This is a genomic window from Microbacterium sp. MYb66, from assembly GCF_002979435.1.
GTDB lineage: Bacteria > Actinomycetota > Actinomycetes > Actinomycetales > Microbacteriaceae > Microbacterium.
The window spans coordinates 471609-492740 of the sequence record NZ_PCOV01000001.1 but is presented as its reverse complement, the minus strand read 5'-3'; the positions used below and the strand labels follow the sequence as shown (position 1 = coordinate 492740).

At 68.8% G+C, this 21132-nt stretch carries 20 protein-coding genes and 1 tRNA gene; 6 read left to right on the top strand and 15 right to left on the bottom strand.

The window, feature by feature from the left end:
- The first annotated feature begins 76 nt into the window (after positions 1-76).
- Complete coding sequence (locus CQ045_RS02320; RefSeq protein WP_105721064.1) at positions 77-574, top strand: hypothetical protein; 498 nt, start codon at positions 77-79, stop codon at positions 572-574.
- A 2-nt stretch (positions 575-576) separates the two neighbouring features.
- The gene (locus CQ045_RS02315; RefSeq protein ID WP_105721063.1) at positions 577-1584 is read left to right on the top strand and encodes a hypothetical protein; all 1008 of its coding nucleotides are present in this window, start codon (positions 577-579) and stop codon (positions 1582-1584) included.
- On the opposite strand, the gene CQ045_RS02310 is transcribed toward CQ045_RS02315, so the two are convergent.
- The 3 genes from CQ045_RS02310 to CQ045_RS02300 all read right to left on the bottom strand — a co-directional run bounded on the left by CQ045_RS02310 (position 1550) and on the right by CQ045_RS02300 (position 3956).
- Positions 1550-2563 (bottom strand): DNA topoisomerase IB, encoded by a 1014-nt coding sequence (locus tag CQ045_RS02310; protein ID WP_105721062.1) that lies wholly within the window; start codon positions 2561-2563, stop codon positions 1550-1552. The two genes, CQ045_RS02315 and CQ045_RS02310, sit on opposite strands and share 35 nt — an antisense overlap.
- Positions 2564-2651: 88 nt before the next feature.
- Positions 2652-3152, bottom strand: a complete 501-nt coding sequence (locus CQ045_RS02305; RefSeq protein WP_105721061.1) for a hypothetical protein — start codon at positions 3150-3152, stop codon at positions 2652-2654.
- A gap of 9 nt (positions 3153-3161) precedes the next feature.
- A complete protein-coding gene (locus tag CQ045_RS02300) occupies positions 3162-3956 on the bottom strand; it encodes an MFS transporter (protein ID WP_258130927.1) in 795 nt (264 codons plus the stop codon).
- A 10-nt stretch (positions 3957-3966) separates the two neighbouring features.
- Between CQ045_RS02300 and CQ045_RS02295 the strand changes: the two genes are divergently transcribed.
- The gene (locus CQ045_RS02295; protein ID WP_146115169.1) at positions 3967-4791 is read left to right on the top strand and encodes a hypothetical protein; all 825 of its coding nucleotides are present in this window, start codon (positions 3967-3969) and stop codon (positions 4789-4791) included.
- A gap of 67 nt (positions 4792-4858) precedes the next feature.
- Here CQ045_RS02295 and CQ045_RS02290 read toward each other — a convergent pair.
- The 8 genes from CQ045_RS02290 to CQ045_RS02255 all read right to left on the bottom strand — a co-directional run bounded on the left by CQ045_RS02290 (position 4859) and on the right by CQ045_RS02255 (position 13230).
- Positions 4859-4930: transfer RNA gene (locus CQ045_RS02290), tRNA-Gln, on the bottom strand.
- Between the two features lie 99 nt (positions 4931-5029).
- Positions 5030-6535 carry a glutamate--tRNA ligase gene (gene gltX / locus CQ045_RS02285; protein ID WP_105721059.1) on the bottom strand — a complete coding sequence of 502 codons (1506 nt, stop codon included), beginning with the start codon at positions 6533-6535 and terminating at the stop codon, positions 5030-5032.
- Between the two features lie 53 nt (positions 6536-6588).
- The gene (locus tag CQ045_RS02280) at positions 6589-7353 is read right to left on the bottom strand and encodes a class I SAM-dependent methyltransferase (protein ID WP_105721058.1); all 765 of its coding nucleotides are present in this window, start codon (positions 7351-7353) and stop codon (positions 6589-6591) included.
- Complete coding sequence (locus tag CQ045_RS02275) at positions 7350-8606, bottom strand: MFS transporter (protein WP_105721057.1); 1257 nt, start codon at positions 8604-8606, stop codon at positions 7350-7352. The genes CQ045_RS02280 and CQ045_RS02275 overlap by 4 nt, the downstream gene beginning before the upstream one ends.
- Positions 8603-9379, bottom strand: a complete 777-nt coding sequence (locus CQ045_RS02270) for a fumarylacetoacetate hydrolase family protein (protein WP_105721056.1) — start codon at positions 9377-9379, stop codon at positions 8603-8605. Before CQ045_RS02270 ends, CQ045_RS02275 begins: the two co-directional genes overlap by 4 nt.
- Before the next feature lie 29 nt (positions 9380-9408).
- Positions 9409-10509, bottom strand: a complete 1101-nt coding sequence (locus CQ045_RS02265) for a branched-chain amino acid aminotransferase (RefSeq protein WP_105721348.1) — start codon at positions 10507-10509, stop codon at positions 9409-9411.
- Positions 10510-10569: 60 nt separating this feature from the next.
- Positions 10570-11613 (bottom strand): 3-isopropylmalate dehydrogenase, encoded by a 1044-nt coding sequence (locus CQ045_RS02260; RefSeq protein ID WP_105721055.1) that lies wholly within the window; start codon positions 11611-11613, stop codon positions 10570-10572.
- Positions 11614-11694: 81 nt separating this feature from the next.
- Positions 11695-13230 (bottom strand): MFS transporter, encoded by a 1536-nt coding sequence (locus CQ045_RS02255; protein ID WP_105721054.1) that lies wholly within the window; start codon positions 13228-13230, stop codon positions 11695-11697.
- Positions 13231-13327: 97 nt separating this feature from the next.
- Here CQ045_RS02255 and CQ045_RS02250 point away from each other — a divergent pair, with 97 nt between their 5' ends.
- Positions 13328-13870 (top strand): TetR/AcrR family transcriptional regulator, encoded by a 543-nt coding sequence (locus tag CQ045_RS02250; protein ID WP_105721053.1) that lies wholly within the window; start codon positions 13328-13330, stop codon positions 13868-13870.
- 76 nt (positions 13871-13946) lie between these two features.
- On the opposite strand, the gene serA is transcribed toward CQ045_RS02250, so the two are convergent.
- From serA to CQ045_RS02235, 3 genes are all read right to left on the bottom strand, one after another.
- Positions 13947-15551: a phosphoglycerate dehydrogenase gene (gene serA, locus CQ045_RS02245; RefSeq protein WP_105721052.1), complete on the bottom strand. Its 1605-nt coding sequence runs from the start codon at positions 15549-15551 to the stop codon at positions 13947-13949.
- Between the two features lie 129 nt (positions 15552-15680).
- The gene (locus CQ045_RS02240) at positions 15681-16016 is read right to left on the bottom strand and encodes a hypothetical protein (RefSeq protein ID WP_105721051.1); all 336 of its coding nucleotides are present in this window, start codon (positions 16014-16016) and stop codon (positions 15681-15683) included.
- On the bottom strand, positions 16013-16477 hold the full coding sequence (locus CQ045_RS02235) for a hypothetical protein (protein WP_181156410.1): 465 nt from the start codon (positions 16475-16477) through the stop codon (positions 16013-16015). The genes CQ045_RS02240 and CQ045_RS02235 overlap by 4 nt, the downstream gene beginning before the upstream one ends.
- A gap of 84 nt (positions 16478-16561) precedes the next feature.
- Between CQ045_RS02235 and CQ045_RS02230 the strand changes: the two genes are divergently transcribed.
- Positions 16562-17503: a hypothetical protein gene (locus CQ045_RS02230; protein ID WP_105721049.1), complete on the top strand. Its 942-nt coding sequence runs from the start codon at positions 16562-16564 to the stop codon at positions 17501-17503.
- Between the two features lie 14 nt (positions 17504-17517).
- Here the strand turns inward: CQ045_RS02230 and CQ045_RS02225 are convergent, their stop codons facing one another.
- A complete protein-coding gene (locus CQ045_RS02225; RefSeq protein WP_105721048.1) occupies positions 17518-18180 on the bottom strand; it encodes a GntR family transcriptional regulator in 663 nt (220 codons plus the stop codon).
- Positions 18181-18253: 73 nt separating this feature from the next.
- On the opposite strand from CQ045_RS02225, the gene CQ045_RS02220 reads away from it, so the two are divergent.
- Positions 18254-21088 carry an FAD-binding and (Fe-S)-binding domain-containing protein gene (locus CQ045_RS02220; RefSeq protein ID WP_105721047.1) on the top strand — a complete coding sequence of 945 codons (2835 nt, stop codon included), beginning with the start codon at positions 18254-18256 and terminating at the stop codon, positions 21086-21088.
- The last annotated feature ends 44 nt before the right edge of the window (positions 21089-21132 follow it).

The window sequence follows — 21132 nt, the reverse complement described above, 5'->3', positions numbered from 1 at the left end:
ACGGCGCCCGGTCGTCCGCGCCTAGGCTCGCTCGACGGAGAGGCGGCCCGACCTCCCCGGACAAGGAGAAGACCCCATGACGACACGTGCAGCGATCGCGTCGAAGCTCGATGACTTCGCTTTCCAGAAGGTGAACTTCGGCGGCTTCCTGATGAACAAGCGAGCCAAGAACTCGCACGCGCTGTGGACCCGAACCGCCGACAAGGGCGTCACCGAGCTGACGATCCTCGCCACCCGCGACTTCGGCGAGGGCAACGTCTACGACGTCGCCGCGTTCACTCTCGACGGCACAGTCCCCTCTGAGATCGTCGCGGAGCTCCGGCAGCAGGCGGAAAGCCTCACCGACCGCATCAACCTCCGGGAACACGGCTATGTCTACACGTGCCTCGAGCCCTGGGATGGCGGGAACTCGATCTGGATCTCGAAGAAGCCCGAGTTCCGCGCGCTGAGCCGGCCCGAGCAGGGGATCTACGTCGTTCCGATCCAGCGACTCACGGGTACGAACGAGCCGCACTGGCTCGCGTGGGCACGCGAGAGCGGCCAGCTGAACATCGCGATCGTCTACAAGCCCTGAAAGTGCTGACCGACTCCGCCGACGACCCCGCCCCGCACGCAGACCACCGCGGGCGGGGCGGGGTCCCGCTGGTCGCCGCATCCGCCGCCTATCTCCTGATAGCCGCGGTCGTCGCGTTCCATCTGCTTCCCGTCGGGTTCGAGCTGCGCGACACCCCCCTCCTGCTCGGGCAGCTGGGAACGGTGCTCGCGGGCGCGGCGATCGTCGCCGCGTCCACCGTCGCGATCCGCCGTCACCGTCGGCGGCGAGCCGTGCTGGCCGGCATCGCGGAAGCCCTGGGATGGACGTTTCGCGCGGACGTCGGCGATCGCGTCTGGGGTGGGTCCGTCGACGAGCAGATCGATCGGGGAAGCCGCACGGCGCAGGACCACCTCGACGCGCGGCACACCGAGATTCCCTTCGACAGCATCGAACGCACCTTCGTGGTGGGCGATCGCGAGGGTGCGACGATGCACACGATACGCGCCGTGCGCATCCCGCTCCCATCCGAGGCTCCGCGGATCACGCTCCGCTCGAGGCGCGGTGGTGGGGCGCTCAGCGTCCTCCCCCGCCGCCCGACCGGGACGTCGCAACTGCGGCTGGAAGGCGACTTCAGCGACGTGTTCGAAGTCTCGGTGCCCCGCGGCTACGAGACCGACGCCCTCTATGTCCTCACGCCGGATCTGATGGCGATCCTCCTCGACGAGAGCGCCGAACTCGACCTGGAGATAATCGACAGCACGCTGCACGTCTACTTCCCCGCAGTCGACCTCACCGATGAGGCCGAGCTGCGCGGGTTCGTCACGGTCATCGCGGCCCTGCATGACCGATTCGGACGCCGCACGCTGCTCTATCGCGACGAGGCCGCCGAACCGCTCGACCCGGAGACGTACCGTCGCGACGGCGACCTGCTCAGCGAGCGTGCCCGAACCGTCGACACCCGTGTGCGGTGGTGGCCTGTCGTTGCGGCAGTCGCCACGCCGCTCATCCCCATGCTCATCGCCGTCGTCTGGCTCCCGATCTTCGGGTGACCTTCCTCGAGATCTCCGGGCCGCCCAGCAGACGCCGGATGGCCGTCTCCGGCGTCACGGAGAGATCGAGCGTCCGCCCGCGCGCGTACTGGCTGAACACGCGGGGATCGATGTAGCTGCCGCGCGCGACGGCGGTCGTGTTCCCGAGTGCTGTCGCCGCCGCCTGCACAGCGAGGCGCTCCGCCTGACTGCGCTCCTTGCGCCGATCGAGCTCGCCGATCCGAGCCAGGGCATCGGCGGCGATGATGGTCCCGTGGAGCGTGCGGAAGTCCTTCGCCGAGAACGACGCCCCGGTGACCTCGCGCAGATACGCGTTCACCTCAGCCGGCGAGATGCGCACGCGACTGCGGCCTCGGCGGTAGGCCAGCAGGAACGCCCCGGACTTCCCGGCGGCGAAGTCCGTGAGTGCATCAGCGAGCGACTCGTCCGTGATCTCGATCGAGGCGGTGCGACCGCTCTTGGCGGGAAAGGACAACGCCACGTCGCTTCCCGCGACGCGCACGTCGCGCCGTCGCAGTGTGGTGAGGCCGCGACTGCCGTGTCGTACCAGGTACCGCTCCGATCCGATCCGGAGCGCCGCGTCATCGAGAAGACGAAAGGCGATCGCGAGGGCGCGCTCCTTCGTCTGCCCTTCTTCCTTGAGCGCCCTGGTGACCTGCGCCCTGGCGCTGGGCAAGGCTGCGGCCAGATCGAGAGCACGGACGAACTTGCGGCGGTCACGGGTGACCCGCCACAGCGGATGGTACAGATACTGCTTGCGTCCTGCGCCGTCGATTCCCACCGCCTGGATGTGCGCCAACGGGTCGGCGGCGATCCAGACGTCCTGCCACGCGGGCGGGATCACCAGGTCGTGGATCCGTTCCCGGTCCGCCTCCGGTGCGCTCTCACCGGCCTGATCGACGTAGCGGAACCCCGACCCGGAGCGCATACGCCGAAAGCCCGGGTCCTCCCCGGGTACGACGCGAATCAGTCGTGCCATCCGTGCGGCCTCCCTCTCGTCCTCTGGGATCGAGGATGGCCATGCGCCGGGGTCTTCGGAAGGGAGTGGCGTCGTGCGCGCCGCCGTGCTATCCGGTTCCGCCCCCGGCACGCGGCGCGGCGAACGTGCTGCGCATGTGGTCACTGGTGAGGAAGTCGGCGATGCCGATCATGATCAGGCTGAACACGATCTGCTCGGACACCATCCAGAGCGGATACAGGCCGGGGATCGCGGCCATGACGAGCGTGATGATCGGAAAGATCTGCGCGAACAGACGCAGGCGCCGATAGGCCCATCGCCAGCCCCGCCGCGCACGCCAGGCGAAGTAGAACAGCGTGGCGGTCATGGCGAGCACGACCAGCGTTCGCATCCACACCGCGAACGAGACGGACTCCCCGTCCACAGCCAGCACGAGCGCGACGATGACGGCACCGATGCCGAGCACGAGCTCGACCACCAGAAGCCAGAGGATCCAGGTGAACGCGCGTACGGTCTTGGGGTGGGTGCGGTCGGCCTCGCTGATCGCGACGCCGGACTGCCGCCCTCCCGCGATGCGGTCGAGTCGGAGGAACAGAGACTCCAGAGCCATGCTCGGAGCCTATTGCGTGCGCACGCCGCCGTCCTCGTCCGTTCGATGGATGCCGGATGCGCCTTCGCCGTCCGTCATCGGCACGCCGTTCGCCGCGGGACTCACGACGCTTTCGAGCACGAGCGCCAGAAGTCCGACCGCGAGGCTCCCCGCGACCATGACGACGATGAATCCGGCGCCCCATCCCGTGCCCCGCATCGCACCTGCCACCAGCGGCCCGGCGATGGCACCGCCCTGGAAGGCCGCGGAGTTGATCGCGTTGTATCTCCCCCTGGTGCGGTCCGAGGCGAGATCGTTGTAGATGGCCGGGACCGTCGGCTGCAGCATCGTCTCTCCGAAGGCGAAGACACCCAAGTACGCGATCACGCCGATCGCTGCGGTCAGAGTGCCGGGAAGGAATCCCGTGGCGCCGAGCACGACCCAGGACACTGCCCAGATCAATGCCATGATCTGCATCACCCTGGTGCGTCTCCTGCCCGAGATGAGTCTGGGCACGGCGAACTGCAGCAGGACGATGACCGCGGTGTTCCCGGCGAAGGAGAGGCCGACGACCTGTGTCGAGACCTCGGAGATCTGTCGGGCGAAGGCGGGGAAGCCTGCTTCCATCTGTCCGTAGCCGATGAACACGGACAGGAACGTGAGGAGGGTGAGCCACAGGACGGCGGGGCGACGCACGATCTCGCGGTAGCCCCCGACGGGCGGCGCATCCGCCTCGGCGGCGTGCTGGGTGCGCACCCGTCGGAGCGGGCCGAGCAGCAGCGCCGTCCGCGGGGCGGATTGTCGGACGACCCGGATGTCTGCCATCATCGCGAGCATGGCCCTGTCATTCGAAGAGTTCCGTTCGTCGCTGCTGCACGCCGATTCCCGGCAGGAGCTGGGCATCCAGCTTTCGGATGCCGAGGCGCAGCAGGTGCACGCCGACCCGCAGGCGAGTCGGACCTGGTACGACTACTGGGTCACGATCAGCCAGCAGGCCACGCCGGGCGCCGCCGCCACCGCCGCAACCGCTGCGGGAGTGACCGCCGAGACCGTCGCCTTCGGAGGGCACGACTTCGCACAGACGGGCACCTTCGTCGGCGCTTCCCCCGCATACGGTGGAATGCCGACGGCCTCTGCGTCCGGCGCCACTGACGGCGACGGGAAGAAGAGCCGGGTCGGGCTCTGGGTGGCGTTGTCGATCGTCGGAGCACTCCTGCTGATCGCGATCATCGTCGTGGTCTTCGCTTTCAGCACCGCCCGGCACTGGACGAAGGTGGACGTGCCCGAGAAGCCGGAGACGTTCCACAGCGAGGAGTACGAGACAGGACTGTATCTCGTGGCGGACGACGGCGTGAGCCCCTGCTACGTCGACCAGGACTGGACCGACTGCATCGCCGCGATGGAGGCCCAGTACGCGGCCGGCTGCGCGGACGTCGAGCTCGTGCCCGCCGCGGTGACGCTGTGCGCCCAGCATCGGACCGAGATCGATCGCATGATCGCGGCGGACAGCGAGGGCTCGGTCGTCGCGTCGCTCGGTGATTTCGGTCATCTGACCAGGACTCCCGAGATGGCGACCCGCGAGGTCTCGAATGAAGACTACGAACCCGCAGTGACGCACGAGGCGGTCTGCTACCTCGGCTTCCTCGGCGAGTGCGAGTAAGTCGGGAGAGCGGGCTCTTCCCCCTGGAAACGACGAAACCCCCGCCTGAGCGGGGGTTTTCGTCTTGCTGGGGTACCTGGACTCGAACCAAGAACAACGGAACCAGAAACCGCCGTGTTGCCAATTACACCATACCCCAAGGGCGAAACCGGAGCCTCGCACCGAGAGTCAAGCTTACCCGAGCGGCGGCCGAACGCCAAAACCACCGGCGTGTGCCGCCGCTCGGGCGCGTCGCCGCTCAGTTCGCGAGGAATGCGGAGAGGGAGCGCAGACGGCGCAGCGACTCCTCCTTGCCCAGCAGTTCCATCGACTCGAACAGCGGCGGCGAGATCCGGCGTCCCGTGATGGCGACACGCGGCGGCCCGTAGGCGATGCGCGGCTTGAGCTCGAGCTTCTCGACCAGTTCTGCCGCCAGAGCCTCCTGGATCTTCTCCGGCGTGAAGTCGGACACCGGCTCGAGAGCGACGATGCACGCGTCGAGCACCGCAGCGGCGTTCGCCGGCAGGCCCTTGAGCGCATCCTCCGCGTAGGAGACCTCGTCGGTGAACAGGAAGCCGACCATGCCCGGGACCTCGCCCAGCAGCTGGACGCGCTCCTGAACGAGTGGTGCCACGCGGAACGCCATCACCAGCTGCTCATGCGTCGGCTCGTCGAAGAGCCCGGCTGCGGCGAGGTACGGGATCGTCCGCTCGGCGAAGTCCCTCTCCCCCAGCATCCGGATGTGGTCGCCGTTGATCGATTCCGCCTTCTTCTGGTCGAAGCGGGCGGGATTCGGGTTGACGTTCTCGATGTCGAACGCGGCGGTGAACTCGTCGAGCGAGAAGACGTCGCGGTCGGGTCCGATCGACCAGCCGAGGAGTGCCAGATAGTTCAGCAGTCCTTCCGGGATGAAGCCGCGATCGCGGTGCAGGAACAGATCCGCCTGCGGGTCGCGCTTCGAGAGCTTCTTGTTCCCGGTCTCCCCCAGCACGAGCGGCATGTGCGCGAAGCGCGGCACGAACGTCGTGACGCCCGCATCGATGAGCGCGGCGTACAGCGCCAGCTGGCGCGCCGTCGACGGCATGAGGTCTTCCCCGCGCAGCACGTGGGTGATGCCCATGAGTGCATCGTCGACCGGGTTGACGAACGTGTAGAGCGGCACGCCGTTCGGTCGCACGACCACGAAGTCCGGGAACGAGCCGGCCGGGAACGTCACCTCGCCGCGGATGAGGTCGACGTAAGTGACGTCCTCGTCCGGGACCCGCAGACGCAGGGCGGGCTGACGGCCCTCGGCGCGGAAAGCGGCCTTCTGCTCATCGGTCAGGTCGCGGTCGAAGTTGTCGTACCCGAGCTGCTTCGCACGGCCGTTGGCCTCGTTGCGGGCGTCGATCTCCTCGGCCGTCGAGTAGCTCTCGTAGAGTGCGCCTGAGGCGACGAGCTTGTCGATGACTCCTCGATAGATGTCATGACGCTCGGACTGACGGTAGGGCGCGTGCGGGCCGCCGACCTCGACGCCCTCATCCCAGTCGATCTTGAGCCAGGTGAGCGCGTCGACGAGCTGCCGGAAGCTCTCCTCGCTGTCACGGGCGGCGTCGGTGTCCTCGATGCGGAACACCATCTTGCCGCCGTTGTGACGCGCATACGCCCAGTTGTAGAGCGCGGTGCGGACCATGCCGACATGCGGCAGCCCGGTCGGTGAGGGACAGAAGCGGACGCGGACGTCGGCACCACTGACAGTCGTGGTGAGGGGGTGAGGAGTAGCCATAGCCCTTTGATTCTACGGGGAGCGCGTTCGCCGGCGCCGCCGACCGGGTCCGCTCAGACCGGCGCGCAGACGGCGACGACGGCACGGTGCTCCAAGGGGAGCATCCGATCGACGAGTCGATCGTTCACGACCTCGTCGAACGCCCGACGGAAGCTCCGCCGTTCGTCCGGCCCGAGCGCCGCGTAGAGCGCTCCGGCGCCCGCGACCCCACCTTCGACGGACATCCACAGGACCACCGGATCCGCCTCCCAGATCCAGGTGTGCTCAACCACCGCGACCCGCGCGAAGCCGGCGTCGCGCAGCATCCGCTCGAAGCCGTCGGCAGTCCGCTCGAAGTCCTCGCTCTCCGGGAGCAGCCGACCGGTGAGCGGCTCGACCAGGGCGCGACGGGTGACCTCGGCCCACAGCCACGAGGGCGAGCGGGTCCAGGTCGTCGCGACGACGGTCTCCCTGGCGACCCGACGCAACTCGGCAGCAGAGGCGCGGGGCGAGGGTACATGGTTCAGCACGAAGTTCGCGGTGACCGCGTCGAACGAGCCGTCGGCGAAGGAGAGGTCAGGGAGCGCCTCGTCGACGACATGGATCGCCGGGTGCCTCGCCGCCGACACCGTCCGCATGCTCTCCTCCGGCTCACAGGCCGTGACCGCCCACCCCGACTCCGACCACGCGGCGGCGAGAGTGCCGTCGCCCGACCCGACGTCGAGCAGAGTTCGTCCTCGACCGGCGCCCAGCGCCTCGCTCATGAGTGGGAAGGTTCCGGCGCAGAGGGCGGCGTAGGAGAGGGAGTACGCCTCACCGACGCCCGTCCAGTCCTTCATCGAGCGCCGCGCGCCAGCGGCGACAGCGCGACGATCAGCGCTACGAGGATGAACGCCGCGATGCCGAGTCCCGCGTACTGGAAGTTCGACAGCACGACACCCGCCAGAACCGCGCCTGCTGCGGCCGACAGACTCATCAGCGAGTCGCTGCGCCCCTGCCGCCGCGTGCGCAACTCGGGCGCGGATGCCTCGGTGAGGAGGGCGGCTCCGGCCACGGTGGCGGCGCTCCACCCCAGGCCGAGCAGGATGAGTGCGACCATGACTCCCCATGCCTCGATGCCCGTGAAGACCGCGAACGCCAGCGCGCCCGCAAGGAGCACCTGCCCGAGCAGGACGACGCGGAGTCGGCCCCAGCGGTCGGCAAGCACACCGAAGACAGGCGACAGCGCGTACATGCCACCGACATGCAGGGCGATCGTGATCCCGACGAGCGCGGAGACGTCGGCCGGCGTCGCCTCCATCCCGTGGGCGCCGTGCGCCATGTGCGAAAGATGCACCGGCGTCATCGCCATGACCGACGCCATCACCACGTGCGAGCCGGCGACCGCGAAGATCGCATAACGCGCCACGCGCGGTCGGTCCGCGGCACTGTGGCCGGTCGCGGCGGCAGCGGCCTTCGCCAGCCGCTGGGCAGCCAGCAGCGGATCCGGGCGCAGCGCCACGATGTAGAGCACGAGAGCAGCACACTGCGCGACGAACGAGAACAGGTACGAGCCGGTCTGCGGAGGCATCCCGACCGCGTGCCCGACGATCTCCCCCGGACCGAGGAGCAGCGGGCCGGCGACACCTCCGATGGTCGTGGACCAGACGACGATCGAGAGGTCACGACCCCGATGTCGAGGAGCGGCCAGATCTGTGGCGGCGAAGCGCGACTGGAGGTTTCCGGCGTTGCCCGCGCCGATCATCAGGATCCCGGCGAGCAGCAGCGGGAAGACGCGAAGCGACGCGGCGAGGATGACGACGGCGATGCCGACGAGCGCGAACAGGTTCCCCAGGGTGAGAGCACGACGGCGACCGACACGGGCGGCCAGTCGGGCGAGCGGGATCGCACACACGGCCGCGCCCAGCGTGACGGATGCCGTCGCGAGTCCGGACAGCGCGTCGCTTCCCGAGATGTCGGCCGCCAGGAGCGCTCCGAGCGAGACCGTCGCACCGAAGGCGATGCCGCCCAGCACCTGCCCGAGCGACAGCACCAGCACGGTGCGCCGCTGGACGGCCGTCTGCTGTGCCGCCGTGAGGGCGACGGCGGTCATGACGAGGGTACGGCGTCGCGCACGGTGTTGCGCAGGATGCCCAGCCCCGAGATCTCGACCTCCACCACGTCTCCGGCCACGAACGTGCCGACGCCTGCCGGGGTGCCCGTCATGATGACATCGCCGGGGAGGAGGGTGAACACCGCCGAGGCGTACTCGATGATCGCCGGCACCGAGTGGATCATGTCGGTGAGCGGAGCATGCTGGCGGACCTCGCCGTTGACGCGGGTCTCGATCGTGGCGTCTGCGGGGTCGAAGTCGGTCTCGATCACCGGGCCGAGCGGGCAGAAAGTGTCGAAGCCCTTCGCCCGCGACCACTGTCCGTCCTTGCGCTGGAGGTCACGCGCGGTGACGTCGTTCCCGATCGTGTACCCGAGTACGTAATCGAGCGCGTTCTCCGCTTTCACGTTCTTCGCGATCTTCCCGATCACGACGACGAGCTCGCCTTCGTACTCGGTCCGCTCGGACAGCGTCGGACGCACGATCGTGTCGTCGGGCCCGATCACCGAGGTGTTGGGCTTGAGGAACAGCAGCGGCTCCTCCGGAGCCACTCCCCCCATCTCTGCTGCGTGATCGTGGTAGTTCTTGCCGACGCAGACGACCTTGGACCGCGGGATGACCGGAGCGAGCAGCGCCGCGTCCGCGAGGGGAACGCGCGCGCCCGTGGTCTCGTACCCGGTGAACATCGGGTCTCCGGCGAGGACCACGAGCTCGCGCTCGTCGATGATCCCGAACATGATGGCTTCGTCGTGGCTGAACCGGGCGATCTTCATGGGATCCAGCCTACCGAGCAGGCCTGCTGTCAGGCGTCGAGGCGCAGGAGCCAGCCGTGCTTGTCGTCGCGGCGACCGTACTGGATGTCCGTCAGCTCTTCGCGCAGCGAGAGGGCCAGTTCACCCAGGGGCTGCGGCTCATCGAAGCCGTCGCCGACCAGCGCGCCGATCGGGGTGACCACAGCCGCGGTGCCGCAGGCGAACACCTCGACGATGTCGCCGGAGGCCACGCCGTCGCGCCACTCGTCGATCGAGATCGGACGCTTCTCGACCGTGTACCCGCGGTCCTCGGCGAGCTGGAGGAGCGAGTCTCGCGTGATCCCCTCGAGGATGCTGTCCGACTCCGGTGTGACGACGCGGCCGTCCTTGAACACGAAGACGACGTTCATGCCGCCGAGCTCCTCGACGTTGCGCTGCTCGTTCAGGAACACGACCTGATCGCAGCCCTTTGCGCTGGCCTCGCTCTGAGCGAGCAGGCTCGATGCGTAGTTGCCGCCGGTCTTCGCCTTGCCCGTGCCGCCCTTGCCTGCGCGCGCGTACTCCTCGGAGAGCCAGATCCGCACCGGCTTCACGCCGCCGGAGAAGTAGGCGCCCGCGGGGCTGGCGATCACGTAGTAGGCGACCTTCTGCGCGGCGCGCACGCCGAGGAACGCCTCCTTGGCGAACATGAAGGGTCGCAGGTACAGGCTCTGGTCGGCGCCGGACGGCACCCAGCGACCGTCGACCGCGATGAGCTCGCGCAGCGACTGGATGAAGTACTCGGTCGGCAGTTCAGGCAGCGCGAGACGGCGGGCGCTGGCCTGCAGGCGCGCGGCGTTGCGGTCGGGCCGGAAGGTGTGGATGGAGCCGTCGGCGTGACGGTAGGCCTTGATCCCCTCGAAGATCTCCTGCGCATAGTGCAGGACGGATGCCGCCGGGTCGAGCGGGATCGGACCGTACGGCTGCACACGCGGACGGTGCCAGCCGCCCTTTGCGGACCAGCAGATGTCGACCATGTGGTCGGTGAAGACCACGCCGAATCCCGGATTCTCCAGCGCCTCGGCGAGACGGTCGGGCGAAACGGCGTTCAGGTTCTTCATGACGAGGAACTCCAGTGGAGCCACGGTCGCCTCTGCATCGATGGTCGTCATCTCATCATCCATTCCTCGTGGGTGGGCGCATCATCGCGCCCGTTCAGCCTACGCCTGCAGTCAGAGGCGTGCAGTGATCGCGGAGCCGATCTCCGCCGTGGTCCGCGCGGCGCTGCGATCGGCGATATCGGCCTCGACCGCTGCGCTGACCCGCGCGGATTCGGTCGTGAGGCCGAGGTGGTCGAGAAGCAGCGCGATCGACAGGATCGCCGCGGTCGGATCGGCCTTCTGCTGTCCGGCGATGTCGGGTGCCGAGCCGTGCACCGGCTCGAACATCGAGGGGAATGCCCCGTCGGGGTTGATGTTCCCTGAAGCCGCGAGACCGATGCCACCGGTGACCGCGCCTGCGAGATCGGTGAGGATGTCGCCGAAGAGGTTGTCGGTGACGATGACGTCGAAGCGCGAGGGGTCGGTGACCAGGAAGATGGTGGCCGCATCGACGTGCAGGTAGTCGACCGCGACCTCGGGGTGCTCCGCGGAGACCTCGTTCACGACCCGCTGCCAGATGGCGCCGGCGTGCACGAGCACGTTGGTCTTGTGCACGAGCGTGAGCTTCTTACGACGACGTCCGGCGAGTTCGAAGGCATAGCGCACGACGCGCTCGACGCCGAAGGCGGTGTTCACCGACGTCTCGTTCGCGATCTCCTGCGCGGTGCCCTTGCGGATCGTGCCGCCGTTGCCGACATACGGTCCCTCGGTGCCCTCGCGGACCACGACGAAGTCGACTTCACCCGGAGCGGCCAACGGCCCGGGGGCGCCGGCGAACAGCTTGGACGGGCGCAGATTCACGTAGTGATCGAGTGTGAAACGCAGTTTGAGCAGCAGCCCGCGCTCGATGTTCGCGTCCTTGAGGCGTACATCTCCCGGTGTGCCGCCGACAGCGCCCAGCAGGATCGCGTCCTGGGCGGCGATCGCGGCGAGGTCCTCATCCGTGAGGGTGTCGCCGGTCTCCAGGAAGCGGCCGGCGCCGAGAGAGAAGCGGGTCTTGTCGAACTCGACGTCGCTCTGAGCGGTGACCGCGTCGAGCACCTTCTCCGCTTCGGCGATGACCTCGGGACCGATGCCGTCTCCGGGGATGACGGCCAGCTTCACGACACGCGACATGACACTCCTTGCGCACTGCACGGGGATGGACCGGCCCAGGCCCGACGACAGTCGCGCGGGCCGGTCCTCCCAGCGTACTGGTCAGTGCGAGGGGGCTTTGCGCAGTGTGACAGCGGCGATGACGCCTGCGGCGACGACGAGTCCTGCACCGATCAGCGAGGTCACCATGACGCCGGAGCCGAACGCGGCGGTCGCCGCATCCCACAGGGCCGTCCCGAGCTGGCCCGGAAGCTGCTGGGCGGCGGTGTACGCACCGGCGAGGGTCTCCCCCGCGGCATGCGCGACATCGGCGGGCAGGCCCTCCGGAAGCACGAGCGCACCACGATAGAACGCGGTGATGATGCCACCGAGCACTGCGGTGCCGAGCACGGCTCCGAGTTCGTAGGCGGTTTCGGACACGGCGCTCGCAGCCCCCGCCTTCGCGGCGGGAGCGCTCGAGAGGATCAGTTCGTTGGAGATCGTCTCCGCTGCTCCGATGCCGATGCCGAGCACCACGAACGCCACCACGAGCGGCAGGACGCCGTGCTCGTGTGTCGTGAAGGCCACGATCAGGTATCCGGCCACCGAGAACGCGAGTCCGACCGGGATCACGATGTGCGGCGGAACCCGGCGCGAAACCGGCACGACCGACAGGCCCGCGACGATCATCGCGAGCATGCCGGGCACGAGTGCGAGTCCTGCCATCATCGGCGAGAGTCCGAGCACGAGCTGAAGATGCTGCGACACGAAGTACAGGAAGCCGACGAGCGCCACGACGCTGAGCAGGTTCACCAGGATCGCTCCCGAGAACGAGCCTCGCTTGAACAGGGCCATGTCCAGCATCGGCGTGCGGGACCGCAGCTGGCGACGGACGAACAGGTAGCCCATTCCGAAGCCGAGCAGCGCCCACGCGCCGGCGACCAGGCTGGGGCCGTCCACGGCCAGCGACTTGATCGCGTAGACCACGGGGATCATGGTGGCCATCGACAACGCGATGCTGATCAGATCGATCCGCCCCGGGTTCGGGTCACGGCTCTCGGGAACCAGCAGCGGGGCGGCGACGAGCAGCGGGATCAGGACGGGGACCGCGATGAGGAAGACGGATCCCCACGCGAAGTGCTCGAGGAGGAAGCCTCCCACGATCGGACCGAGCGCGGAGCCGGCGGAGAACGCCGATGCCCAGACGGCGATGGCCATCCGGCGCTGGTCGCGGTTCTGGAAGATCGAGCGCAGGAGCGAGAGGGTCGACGGCATCAGCATGGCGCCGAAGAAGCCGAGGAGCGCGCGGGCGGCGATGAGCAGCCCGGCAGTGGGCGCGAATGCGGCCAGGGCCGACACGGCGGCGAAGCCCGTCGCGCCGATCAGCAGCATCTTGCGGCGGCCGAACCGGTCGCCCAGCGTGCCCATCGTGACGAGGAGTCCGGCGAGCACGAGAGGATACACGTCGATGATCCACAGCTGCTCGGCCCCTGTGGGCGCGAGCGCGATGGAGATCTCAGGGAGCGCGAAGCTCAGCACCGTGTTGTCCACCGACACCAGCAGCACCGGCAGCATGAGGACGACGAGCGCCGCCCAGCCGCGGGCCCCGACGCGGGGAGCATCCGTGTCTGTCGTCGGGATCGACGCAGTACGGGTCATGAAGCACACCTCTCAGAATCCTGATGGCACGGTTAGTGAACCGTCCGGATGGTATAGTAACAGATGTCCCGCCCCGTACCTGTGCAGAGGATCCACGATGCCCCGACCTCCCCTCGCCCGCGAGAAGGTGCTCGACGCCTTCGAATCGATCCTCATCGAAGACGGCGAGCGGGCCGCGACGCTCGATGCGACCGCCAAAGCCGCAGGGGTGTCGAAGGGTGGCCTGCTCTACCACTTCGGATCGAAGGAGGAGCTCGAAGCGGGGCTGGTCGAGCGCCTGGACCACCTCACGACGCTGGACCTCGAGCGGATGACGACGGCGGAAGAGGGACCGGTCGCGTACTACGTGCGAACCTCGGTGATGGAGGACGACGCCCTCGACCGGGTGCTGATCGCCGCTACGCGGCTCGCCCAGGGCGGGTCGGTCCCCGCGGCCGACATGCTCCGAGACACCCGACGTCGCTGGGCGGACACGATCCGACCCCACGTGCGCGACACGGCGAGCCTCGACCTCGTGATGCTCGTCAGCGACGGTCTCTACTTCAACAACTCACTCGATGTCCATGGTCCGGAACGACTGGTCCCGCGCAGCGACGAGCTCGAAGCGCTGATCGCCCTGGTCCTGAGGGTCACCGCCTGAGTCGCACACGCAGACGAAGACGAAGACGAAGAGGGCGGGAGCATCGCGCTCCCGCCCTCTCTCGTGTCGCTGCCGATCAGACCTCGGTGATCTCGATCTGACGGAACAGGTCGGCGTCGATCGCGTCGCGCACGTCGTCGAGCAGCTCGTCGGAGACGGGCGAATCCAGCGTCAGCACACTGAGCGCCTGAGCCCCGGCCGCCTGCCGCGCGATCTGCATGCCTGCGATGTTGATGCCGGCCTCGCCGAACTTCTGGCCGTACACGGCCACGATCCCGGGGCGGTCGGTGTACAGCATCACGACGTGGTGCTTCTCGATCGGCAGCTCGAGCGCGTGGTCGTTGATGCCGATCAGCTTCTCGGCCTGCTTCGGACCGGTCAGGGTGCCGGACACCGACAGCTGCGAGCCGTCGGACAGCGCACCCGTGAGCGTGATGACGTTGCGGTACTCATCGCTCACGTCGTCCTTGAGCAGGCGCACCGCGATGCCGCGCTGGTCGGCGAGGAGCGGCGCGTTGACGTACGAGACGGTCTCGCTGACGATGTTCGTGAAGACGCCCTTGAGCGCGGCGAGCTTGAGCACGCTCACGTCGTAGTCGTTGAGCTCGCCGTGCACCTCGACGTCGAGGCTCGTGAGCGGCGATGTGGCCAGCGAGGCGAAGATCTGACCGAGCTTCTCGACCAGCGAGATGCCGGGACGCACGTACGGGTCGATCACGCCGCCGGCGACGTTCACGGCATCCGGAACCAGGTCTCCGCCGAGCGCCAAACGCACGGAGCGGGCGACGGAGACGCCGGCCTTCTCCTGCGCCTCCTCGGTGCTCGCGCCGAGGTGCGGCGTGACGACGACGTTCGGGAGCTCGAGGAGCGGCCGCGCGGTGCCGCCTTCCGCGGGGGGCTCGGACGTGAAGACGTCGAGGCCGGCACCTGCGATCTCCCCGGCGACGAGGGCCGCGTGCAAAGCCTCTTCGTCGATCAGCCCGCCGCGGGCGACGTTCACCACGAAGGCGGTCGGCTTCATGGCCTTGAACTGCTCGGCGCCGATCATGCCCGTCGTCTCGGGCGTCTTCGGCATGTGGATCGTGAGGAAGTCGGACTCGGCGACGAGTTCGTCGAGAGAGAGGAGCTGCACGCCGAGCTGCTGCGCACGCGCCGACGTGACGTAGGGGTCGTACGCGACGACACGCATGTCGAACGCCGCGAGGCGTGCCGCGACGAGGGCGCCGATGCGCCCGAGGCCGATGATGCCGACGGTCTTCTCGAAGAGTTCGGCGCCGGTGAAGGAGCTGCGCTTCCACGCACCGGCGGAGAGCGACGCGTGCGCGGCCGGGATGCGACGGGCGAGGCTCAGGATGTGCCCGACCGTGAGCTCGGCGGCCGAGACGATGTTCGAGGTCGGCGCGTTCACGACCATGACACCGGCAGCCGTGGCCGCCTTGATGTCGACGTTGTCGAGCCCGACTCCCGCGCGGGCCACGACCTTCAGCTTCGGCGCGTGGGTCAGCGCCTCCTCGTCGATGCGGGTCGCCGAACGGACCAGGACGGCGTCCGCGTCCGAAAGAGCCGCGAAGAGCGCCTCGCGATCGGTGCCGTCGACGTCACGGACGTCGAAGTCGGGGCCCAGGGCCTCGATCGTGGCGGGAGAGAGTACTTCGGCGATGAGCACGACGGGCTTCGGCACAGTGGATCCTTCGGGGCAGCGCGGCAGGCGGGAGGGGCCGATGCGCCGCACACCATGGGGGCGCGATCGCGACAACTCTACCCGAGCGCCCGCAGCGCTCCGTGCCGTGTGACGCCGAGCGGGACCGCGTCAGGCGCTGGGCAGCGTCAGACTCAGTGCGATCAGACTCATCCAGAACACCGCGACGATGCCGAGGCCGGCGAGGAAGACGAGGGCGAGTTCGCCCACCCTGCGGCGCCGGCCGATCGCGAAGGCGAACGCGAAGACGATGGCGGGGAAGACCACGCCGAACAGCAGCGTCGCCCAGCCTCCGCCGGTCAGGCCGGTCTGCGCCATCGTGATCAGATGCGCGACGGCGTTCCAGACCGCGTAGGCGTAGAAGAGTCCTGCGAGTCCGATGACGAGTCCGACGATCCAGCGCGGAGAGCCGGCAGATACCGGCTGAGCATTCTGCGACACGGTCATGATCCGATCACCCCCACGGTGACGAAGGGCCAGGGAACGAGCAGGACCATGCCGGCGAGCAGGACGGCGACGCGGATCCACGCCGCCCTCCCCCGCGTGAGCACCCAGCTCGCGAGGAACCACAGGGCGGGTGCCGCGATCGCCAGCACGAACCAGGGCAGGAACATCACGTCGGACACGAGGAACGATGCCAGCGGCTTGAGACGCAGCCCACCGACGATCCACCCGATCGTGTAGAGGAGGTAGACGCCGCCGACCACGCCGATCAGAAGCAGCATCGGCGTGCTCAGGCCCACCGGCTGCTCCGGGTGTGCGGGAGTGACGGTGCCGTCCTCCTCTATCGTCCCCACGTCGTCGCTGCCCTTGCCCACGGCATTCCAGCCTTCGGGGAGAGCGCGTTCCCTCGCTGTCTCGGGCTCGTCGCCGTCCCAGCTCAGGGAGTCGTCGGAATCGGAGGTCATGCCCCCAGCGTAGGACACCCCGTCCACTAGGCTCGGGGTTGCCTTGAGCCGGAACGGCGGGCATCGGAGGGGAAAGGGAGCACCGTGGCCGACAGCGACAAGACGAACGCCGACGTCAAACCGTCCGCGAAGGGCGGCATCAACGCGGAGCCCCCCGTCGGCTGGGTGCCGACGCCTGAGGCCAAGACCAAGGCCACGCGCTTCCGCTGGATCGCAGGAACCCTCTGGGCGCTCGCTATCGTCGGCGAGGCCGTCGGCATCTTCTGGCTCCTGCGCCAGCGCGTGTTCGTCGGCGAGGACGGCACCCTCGTGCGCGATCCCGACACCGGCCTCCTGGAGGAGCACGGCGTCACCGCGCAGTTCCCGCAGTGGGCATTCATCGCCCTTCTCGTGCTGCTCGTCGTGATCGCCGCCCTCTCGATCACCGGATCGGTGCTCTGGAAGAAGGCGAACCGCCTCGACCCTGCTCGCAGATCCGACAAGGTGCGGTTCTTCGTGCAGAACCAGCTCGGAGCGATCATCGCGATCGTCGCATTCCTCCCGCTCGTCATCCTTATCTTCCTGAACAAGGACATGGACAAGGGGCAGAAGACGACGGCCGGCATCGTCGGCGTCCTGCTCGCGGCTCTCGCCGTCTTCGTCGGCGTCGACTTCAACCCGCCGTCCGTCGAGCAGTACACCGCCGATCAGTCCGCGGTGATCCAGCTCCTCGGCAAGGACGAGGTCGTCTGGGTCGACGGCGGCAAGGTGTACCACGTGTGCGACGAGGTCCCGGCGATCCAGACCGGGAGCGAGATCCGCACCGGCACGACGGCGGAGGCGGTGGAGGCCGGCAAGAACCGACTCACTCTCCAGTTCGCGTCGGAGCTGCGCGCCTGCGACCTGCCCGTACCCGAGAACGACGAGGAGATCGCCGACGCTCTTCGGGCCATCCAGGCCGGACAGGTCGACACCGTGCTTCCGGCACCGGAGTGGGCCGACCCTGCCGAGGCCCCGATCGAGGTCGAGGAAGCACCGGCCGAGTGACGAACGGCTCGGCGTCAATCCGCGCCGAGCGCCTCCACGAGCCTCTCCTCGGCCGACGAGAGGTGAGCGTCGAGAAGAGCAGCTGCACGCTGCCCGTCGCCTGACGCGACCGCGTCGAGGATATCCGCGTGCTGCGCGGCGATCGCCGCCGCATCGAGCAGCCGCCGCCCCTGCACCTGGGCCATGCACAGCCGCACCTCGTCGAGGAGGCTCCGATACATGCGGCCCGTGCGATCGCTCTCGAGCGCGTCGATGAGCGCGGTGTGGAACCGCAGGTCCGGGTCGACCGTCGCAGGGTCCGGGCCCGGGGGCATCGCGAGGATCTCGGCGTTGGCATCGAGTGCAGCCTGCGGCACGGTCCTGTCGGCCGCGAGGTCGCGGAGAGCCGCGCTCTCCAGTCGCGCTCGCGTTCGGTAGACGTCGCGAACGGTGCCGGGATCGATGCCGACGACACGGGCGCTCCGGTGAGCGGTCCGCACCAGGAGGCCTGCGGCGACGAGCTGCTCGATCGCCGCCTTCGCGCTCGGCCGTGCCACGCCGAAGGTCTGCGAGACAGCCGCTTCGGTGAGGGGGGCGCCGGATCGGATCTCCCCGCTGAGGATGCGTCCACGCAGCTGGGCGGTCACGGCATCCACCACGCCGACGATCCCGAGCGGGGCCTCCGAGGTCACGGTCATGCGATCAGCCTATCGAAGCACCATCGAGTCGGTACACTTGTCTGACAATCTTTCGACGGAGCAGAGGAGCACCGTGCCGACCACACTCGCCGAACCGCTGGACCCCGCACTGCTGGGGTCGACGACGCAGGTGCATTCCCGCTCCATCGACCGCTTCGCCCGTGCGCACGATGCCTCCCACTACCTGCTGATCCCGGACGCCGTGCTCTCCCCCGCGGATGCCGAGGGCGTCGCACGCGCGTTCGGCGCCGTCCGCGCTGCCGGTCGCACGCTCACCTTCCGCTCCGGAGGCACGAGCCTGTCCGGACAGGGTGTGAGCGGCGACATCCTCGTCGACACGCGCAGCAACTTCCGCGACATCCGCGTGGAGGAGGACGGAGGTGCCGTCCGAGTGGGGCCCGGAGCGACCGTCCGCCAGGTCAACACCCGACTCGCCCGATACCGCCGCAAGCTCGGTCCCGATCCGGCCAGCGAGATCGCCTGCACGATCGGCGGCGTCGTCGCCAACAACTCCAGCGGCATGGCCTGCGGGATCGTGGAGAACTCGTATCAGACCATCGAATCCATGACGATCGTGCTGCCCAGCGGCACGATCCTCGACACCGGCCGCTCCGACGCCGACGAGGTGCTGCGCGAGGCCGAGCCCGAGATCGTCGACGGCCTGCTCTCCCTGCGCGCGCGGCTGCTGGACTCGCCGGAGCACGTCTCATTCCTCCGTCAGCAGTTCTCGATGAAGAACACCATGGGGTACGGCCTCAACGCCCTGCTCGACTTCGAGGATCCGGTGCGCATCCTCGAGCACCTCATCATCGGCTCGGAGGGCACCCTCGCGTTCGTGGCCGAGGCGCGCTTCCGCACGATCGAGGTGCGGCCGTCGATCGCCACCGGGCTCCTCGTGTTCGAGACCCTCTCGTCCGCGATGACCGCACTCCCCGATCTGACCCGGCTCGGACTCGCCACGATCGAGCTGCTGGATGCCGCCTCCCTGCGTGTCGCGCAGGGGCTGAGCGACGTTCCGGCGGCCATCGCCGAGATCGACGTCCGAGGTCACGCCGCGCTGCTCGTGGAGGTGCACGCCGCCGACGCGGAGAGCCTCGCCGCAGCGAGCTCCGCGGCCCAGGCGCACTTCGAGGCGCTGCCGCTCGCGGTGGCCCCGCGGCTCACCACCGACGCTGCGGAACGCGCTGCCCTGTGGCACGTGCGCAAGGGGCTCTACACCGCCGTGGCCGGCGCCCGGCCCTCCGGCACCACCGCCTTGCTCGAGGACATCGTGGTGCCCGTTCCGCGCCTGCTCCACACCTGCGAACGACTCATCGAGCTGTTCGCGGAACACGGCTACGAGGGCTCGGTCATCTTCGGACACGCCAAGGACGGAAACGTGCACTTCCTGCTGAACGAACGTTTCGACGACGCCACCAGCGTCGCGCGCTACCGGCGATTCACGGATGACCTCGTCGACCTGGTGCTCTCGCAGCAGGGCTCCCTGAAGGCGGAGCACGGCACGGGGCGCATCATGGCGCCGTTCGTGCGTCGCCAGTACGGGGACGAGCTCACCGACATGATGTGGGAGATCAAGAGCCTCCTCGATCCAGACGGCATCCTGAATCCCGGGGTGGTCCTCTCCGACGACCCCGACTCGTATCTGCACGACCTCAAGCGGGTGCCGACGGTGGAGAAGGAGGTCGACCGCTGCGTCGAGTGCGGCTATTGCGAGCCCACCTGTCCGAGCAAGAGCATCACGCTCACCCCTCGCCAGCGCATCGTGATCCGCCGTGACATGGCCTGGGCGGAGGAGCAGGGCGACACCGAGCTGCTGCACGACCTGCAGAAGGACTACGACTACGACGGCGTGCAGACCTGCGCGGTCGACGGCATGTGCGGCGTGGCGTGTCCGGTCGACATCAACACCGGCGATCTCGTGCGGCGCCTTCGGGCCGAGCAGTCGAATGCGGTCGAGGGAGCCGTCTGGGGCACCGCGGCCAAGCACTGGGGCATCGTCACCCGCGCCGGAGGGGTCGCGCTCACCGTCGCCGACGCCCTCCCTGCGCCGCTCGTGCGCGGCGTGACGCACCTCGGCCGTGCCGTCCTGGGCGCCGACACCGTGCCGCTCTACGACGGCGGTCTCCCCCACGGTGGCTCGAAACCGCCCCGCCCCGAGTCGCCGGGCGACGCGAAGGCCGTCTTCTTCGGAGCCTGCATCGGCACGATGTTCGGGGCAGAAGGCGAGGGTCAGGGGTCTCGGGATGCGTTGCGCGCGTTGCTCGACCGTGCGGGCATCCCGGTCGTGATCCCCGAAGAGAACGGCGGGCTGTGCTGCGGCACCCCTTGGAAGTCGAAGGGACATCTCGACGGCTACGCGCTCATGTCGGACCGGGTGCTGGACTCGCTCTGGGAGGCGAGCCGCCACGGGGAGCTCCCCGTCGTCTGCGACGCCGCCTCCTGCACCGAGGGGCTCGATGTGATGCTCGCGCAGTCCGTGGCGAAGAATCCCCGCTACGAAGGGCTGCGGATCGAAGACGCCACGACCTACGTCGCCCGCGAGGTGCTGCCGCGGTTGAGCGTGTCGGCGAAGCTCCCCACGGTCGCCGTGCATCCGACCTGCTCCACGACCGCTCTCGGAGCGACCGGAGCGCTGACGGCGATCGCCGAAGCCGTCGCCGAGGACGTCTTCATCCCGGAAGGCTGGGGATGCTGCGCCTTCGCCGGCGACCGCGGGATGCTGCATCCGGAGTTGACCGCCAGCGCGACCGCCCAGGAGTCCGCCGAGATCGCCGACGCCGAGAGCGCGCGCGGCGGATTCGACGCGTTCGTCTCGGCGAACCGCACCTGCGAGATCGGCATGACGCGCGCCACCGGCCGGCCGTACCGCCACGTGATCGAAGTGCTCGAGGAGCTCAGTCGCCCCTGATCACCACGACACGGCGAGGGCCCTCCCGACTTCGGGAAGGCCCT

Excerpts from the sequence above, each read along its gene's own strand:
- CQ045_RS02320 (WP_105721064.1), top strand. The coding sequence starts at position 77 with ATGACGACACGTGCAGCGATCGCGTCGAAGCTCGATGACTTCGCTTTC.
- CQ045_RS02310 (WP_105721062.1), bottom strand. The coding sequence starts at position 2,563 with ATGGCACGACTGATTCGCGTCGTACCCGGGGAGGACCCGGGCTTTCGG.
- CQ045_RS02305 (WP_105721061.1), bottom strand. The coding sequence starts at position 3,152 with ATGGCTCTGGAGTCTCTGTTCCTCCGACTCGACCGCATCGCGGGAGGG.
- CQ045_RS02300 (WP_258130927.1), bottom strand. The coding sequence starts at position 3,956 with ATGGCAGACATCCGGGTCGTCCGACAATCCGCCCCGCGGACGGCGCTG.
- CQ045_RS02295 (WP_146115169.1), top strand. The coding sequence starts at position 3,967 with ATGGCCCTGTCATTCGAAGAGTTCCGTTCGTCGCTGCTGCACGCCGAT.
- gltX (WP_105721059.1), bottom strand. The coding sequence starts at position 6,535 with ATGGCTACTCCTCACCCCCTCACCACGACTGTCAGTGGTGCCGACGTC.
- CQ045_RS02280 (WP_105721058.1), bottom strand. The coding sequence starts at position 7,353 with ATGAAGGACTGGACGGGCGTCGGTGAGGCGTACTCCCTCTCCTACGCC.
- CQ045_RS02275 (WP_105721057.1), bottom strand. The coding sequence starts at position 8,606 with ATGACCGCCGTCGCCCTCACGGCGGCACAGCAGACGGCCGTCCAGCGG.
- CQ045_RS02270 (WP_105721056.1), bottom strand. The coding sequence starts at position 9,379 with ATGAAGATCGCCCGGTTCAGCCACGACGAAGCCATCATGTTCGGGATC.
- CQ045_RS02265 (WP_105721348.1), bottom strand. The coding sequence starts at position 10,509 with ATGACGACCATCGATGCAGAGGCGACCGTGGCTCCACTGGAGTTCCTC.
- CQ045_RS02260 (WP_105721055.1), bottom strand. The coding sequence starts at position 11,613 with ATGTCGCGTGTCGTGAAGCTGGCCGTCATCCCCGGAGACGGCATCGGT.
- CQ045_RS02255 (WP_105721054.1), bottom strand. The coding sequence starts at position 13,230 with ATGACCCGTACTGCGTCGATCCCGACGACAGACACGGATGCTCCCCGC.
- CQ045_RS02250 (WP_105721053.1), top strand. The coding sequence starts at position 13,328 with ATGCCCCGACCTCCCCTCGCCCGCGAGAAGGTGCTCGACGCCTTCGAA.
- CQ045_RS02240 (WP_105721051.1), bottom strand. The coding sequence starts at position 16,016 with ATGACCGTGTCGCAGAATGCTCAGCCGGTATCTGCCGGCTCTCCGCGC.
- CQ045_RS02235 (WP_181156410.1), bottom strand. The coding sequence starts at position 16,477 with ATGACCTCCGATTCCGACGACTCCCTGAGCTGGGACGGCGACGAGCCC.
- CQ045_RS02225 (WP_105721048.1), bottom strand. The coding sequence starts at position 18,180 with ATGACCGTGACCTCGGAGGCCCCGCTCGGGATCGTCGGCGTGGTGGAT.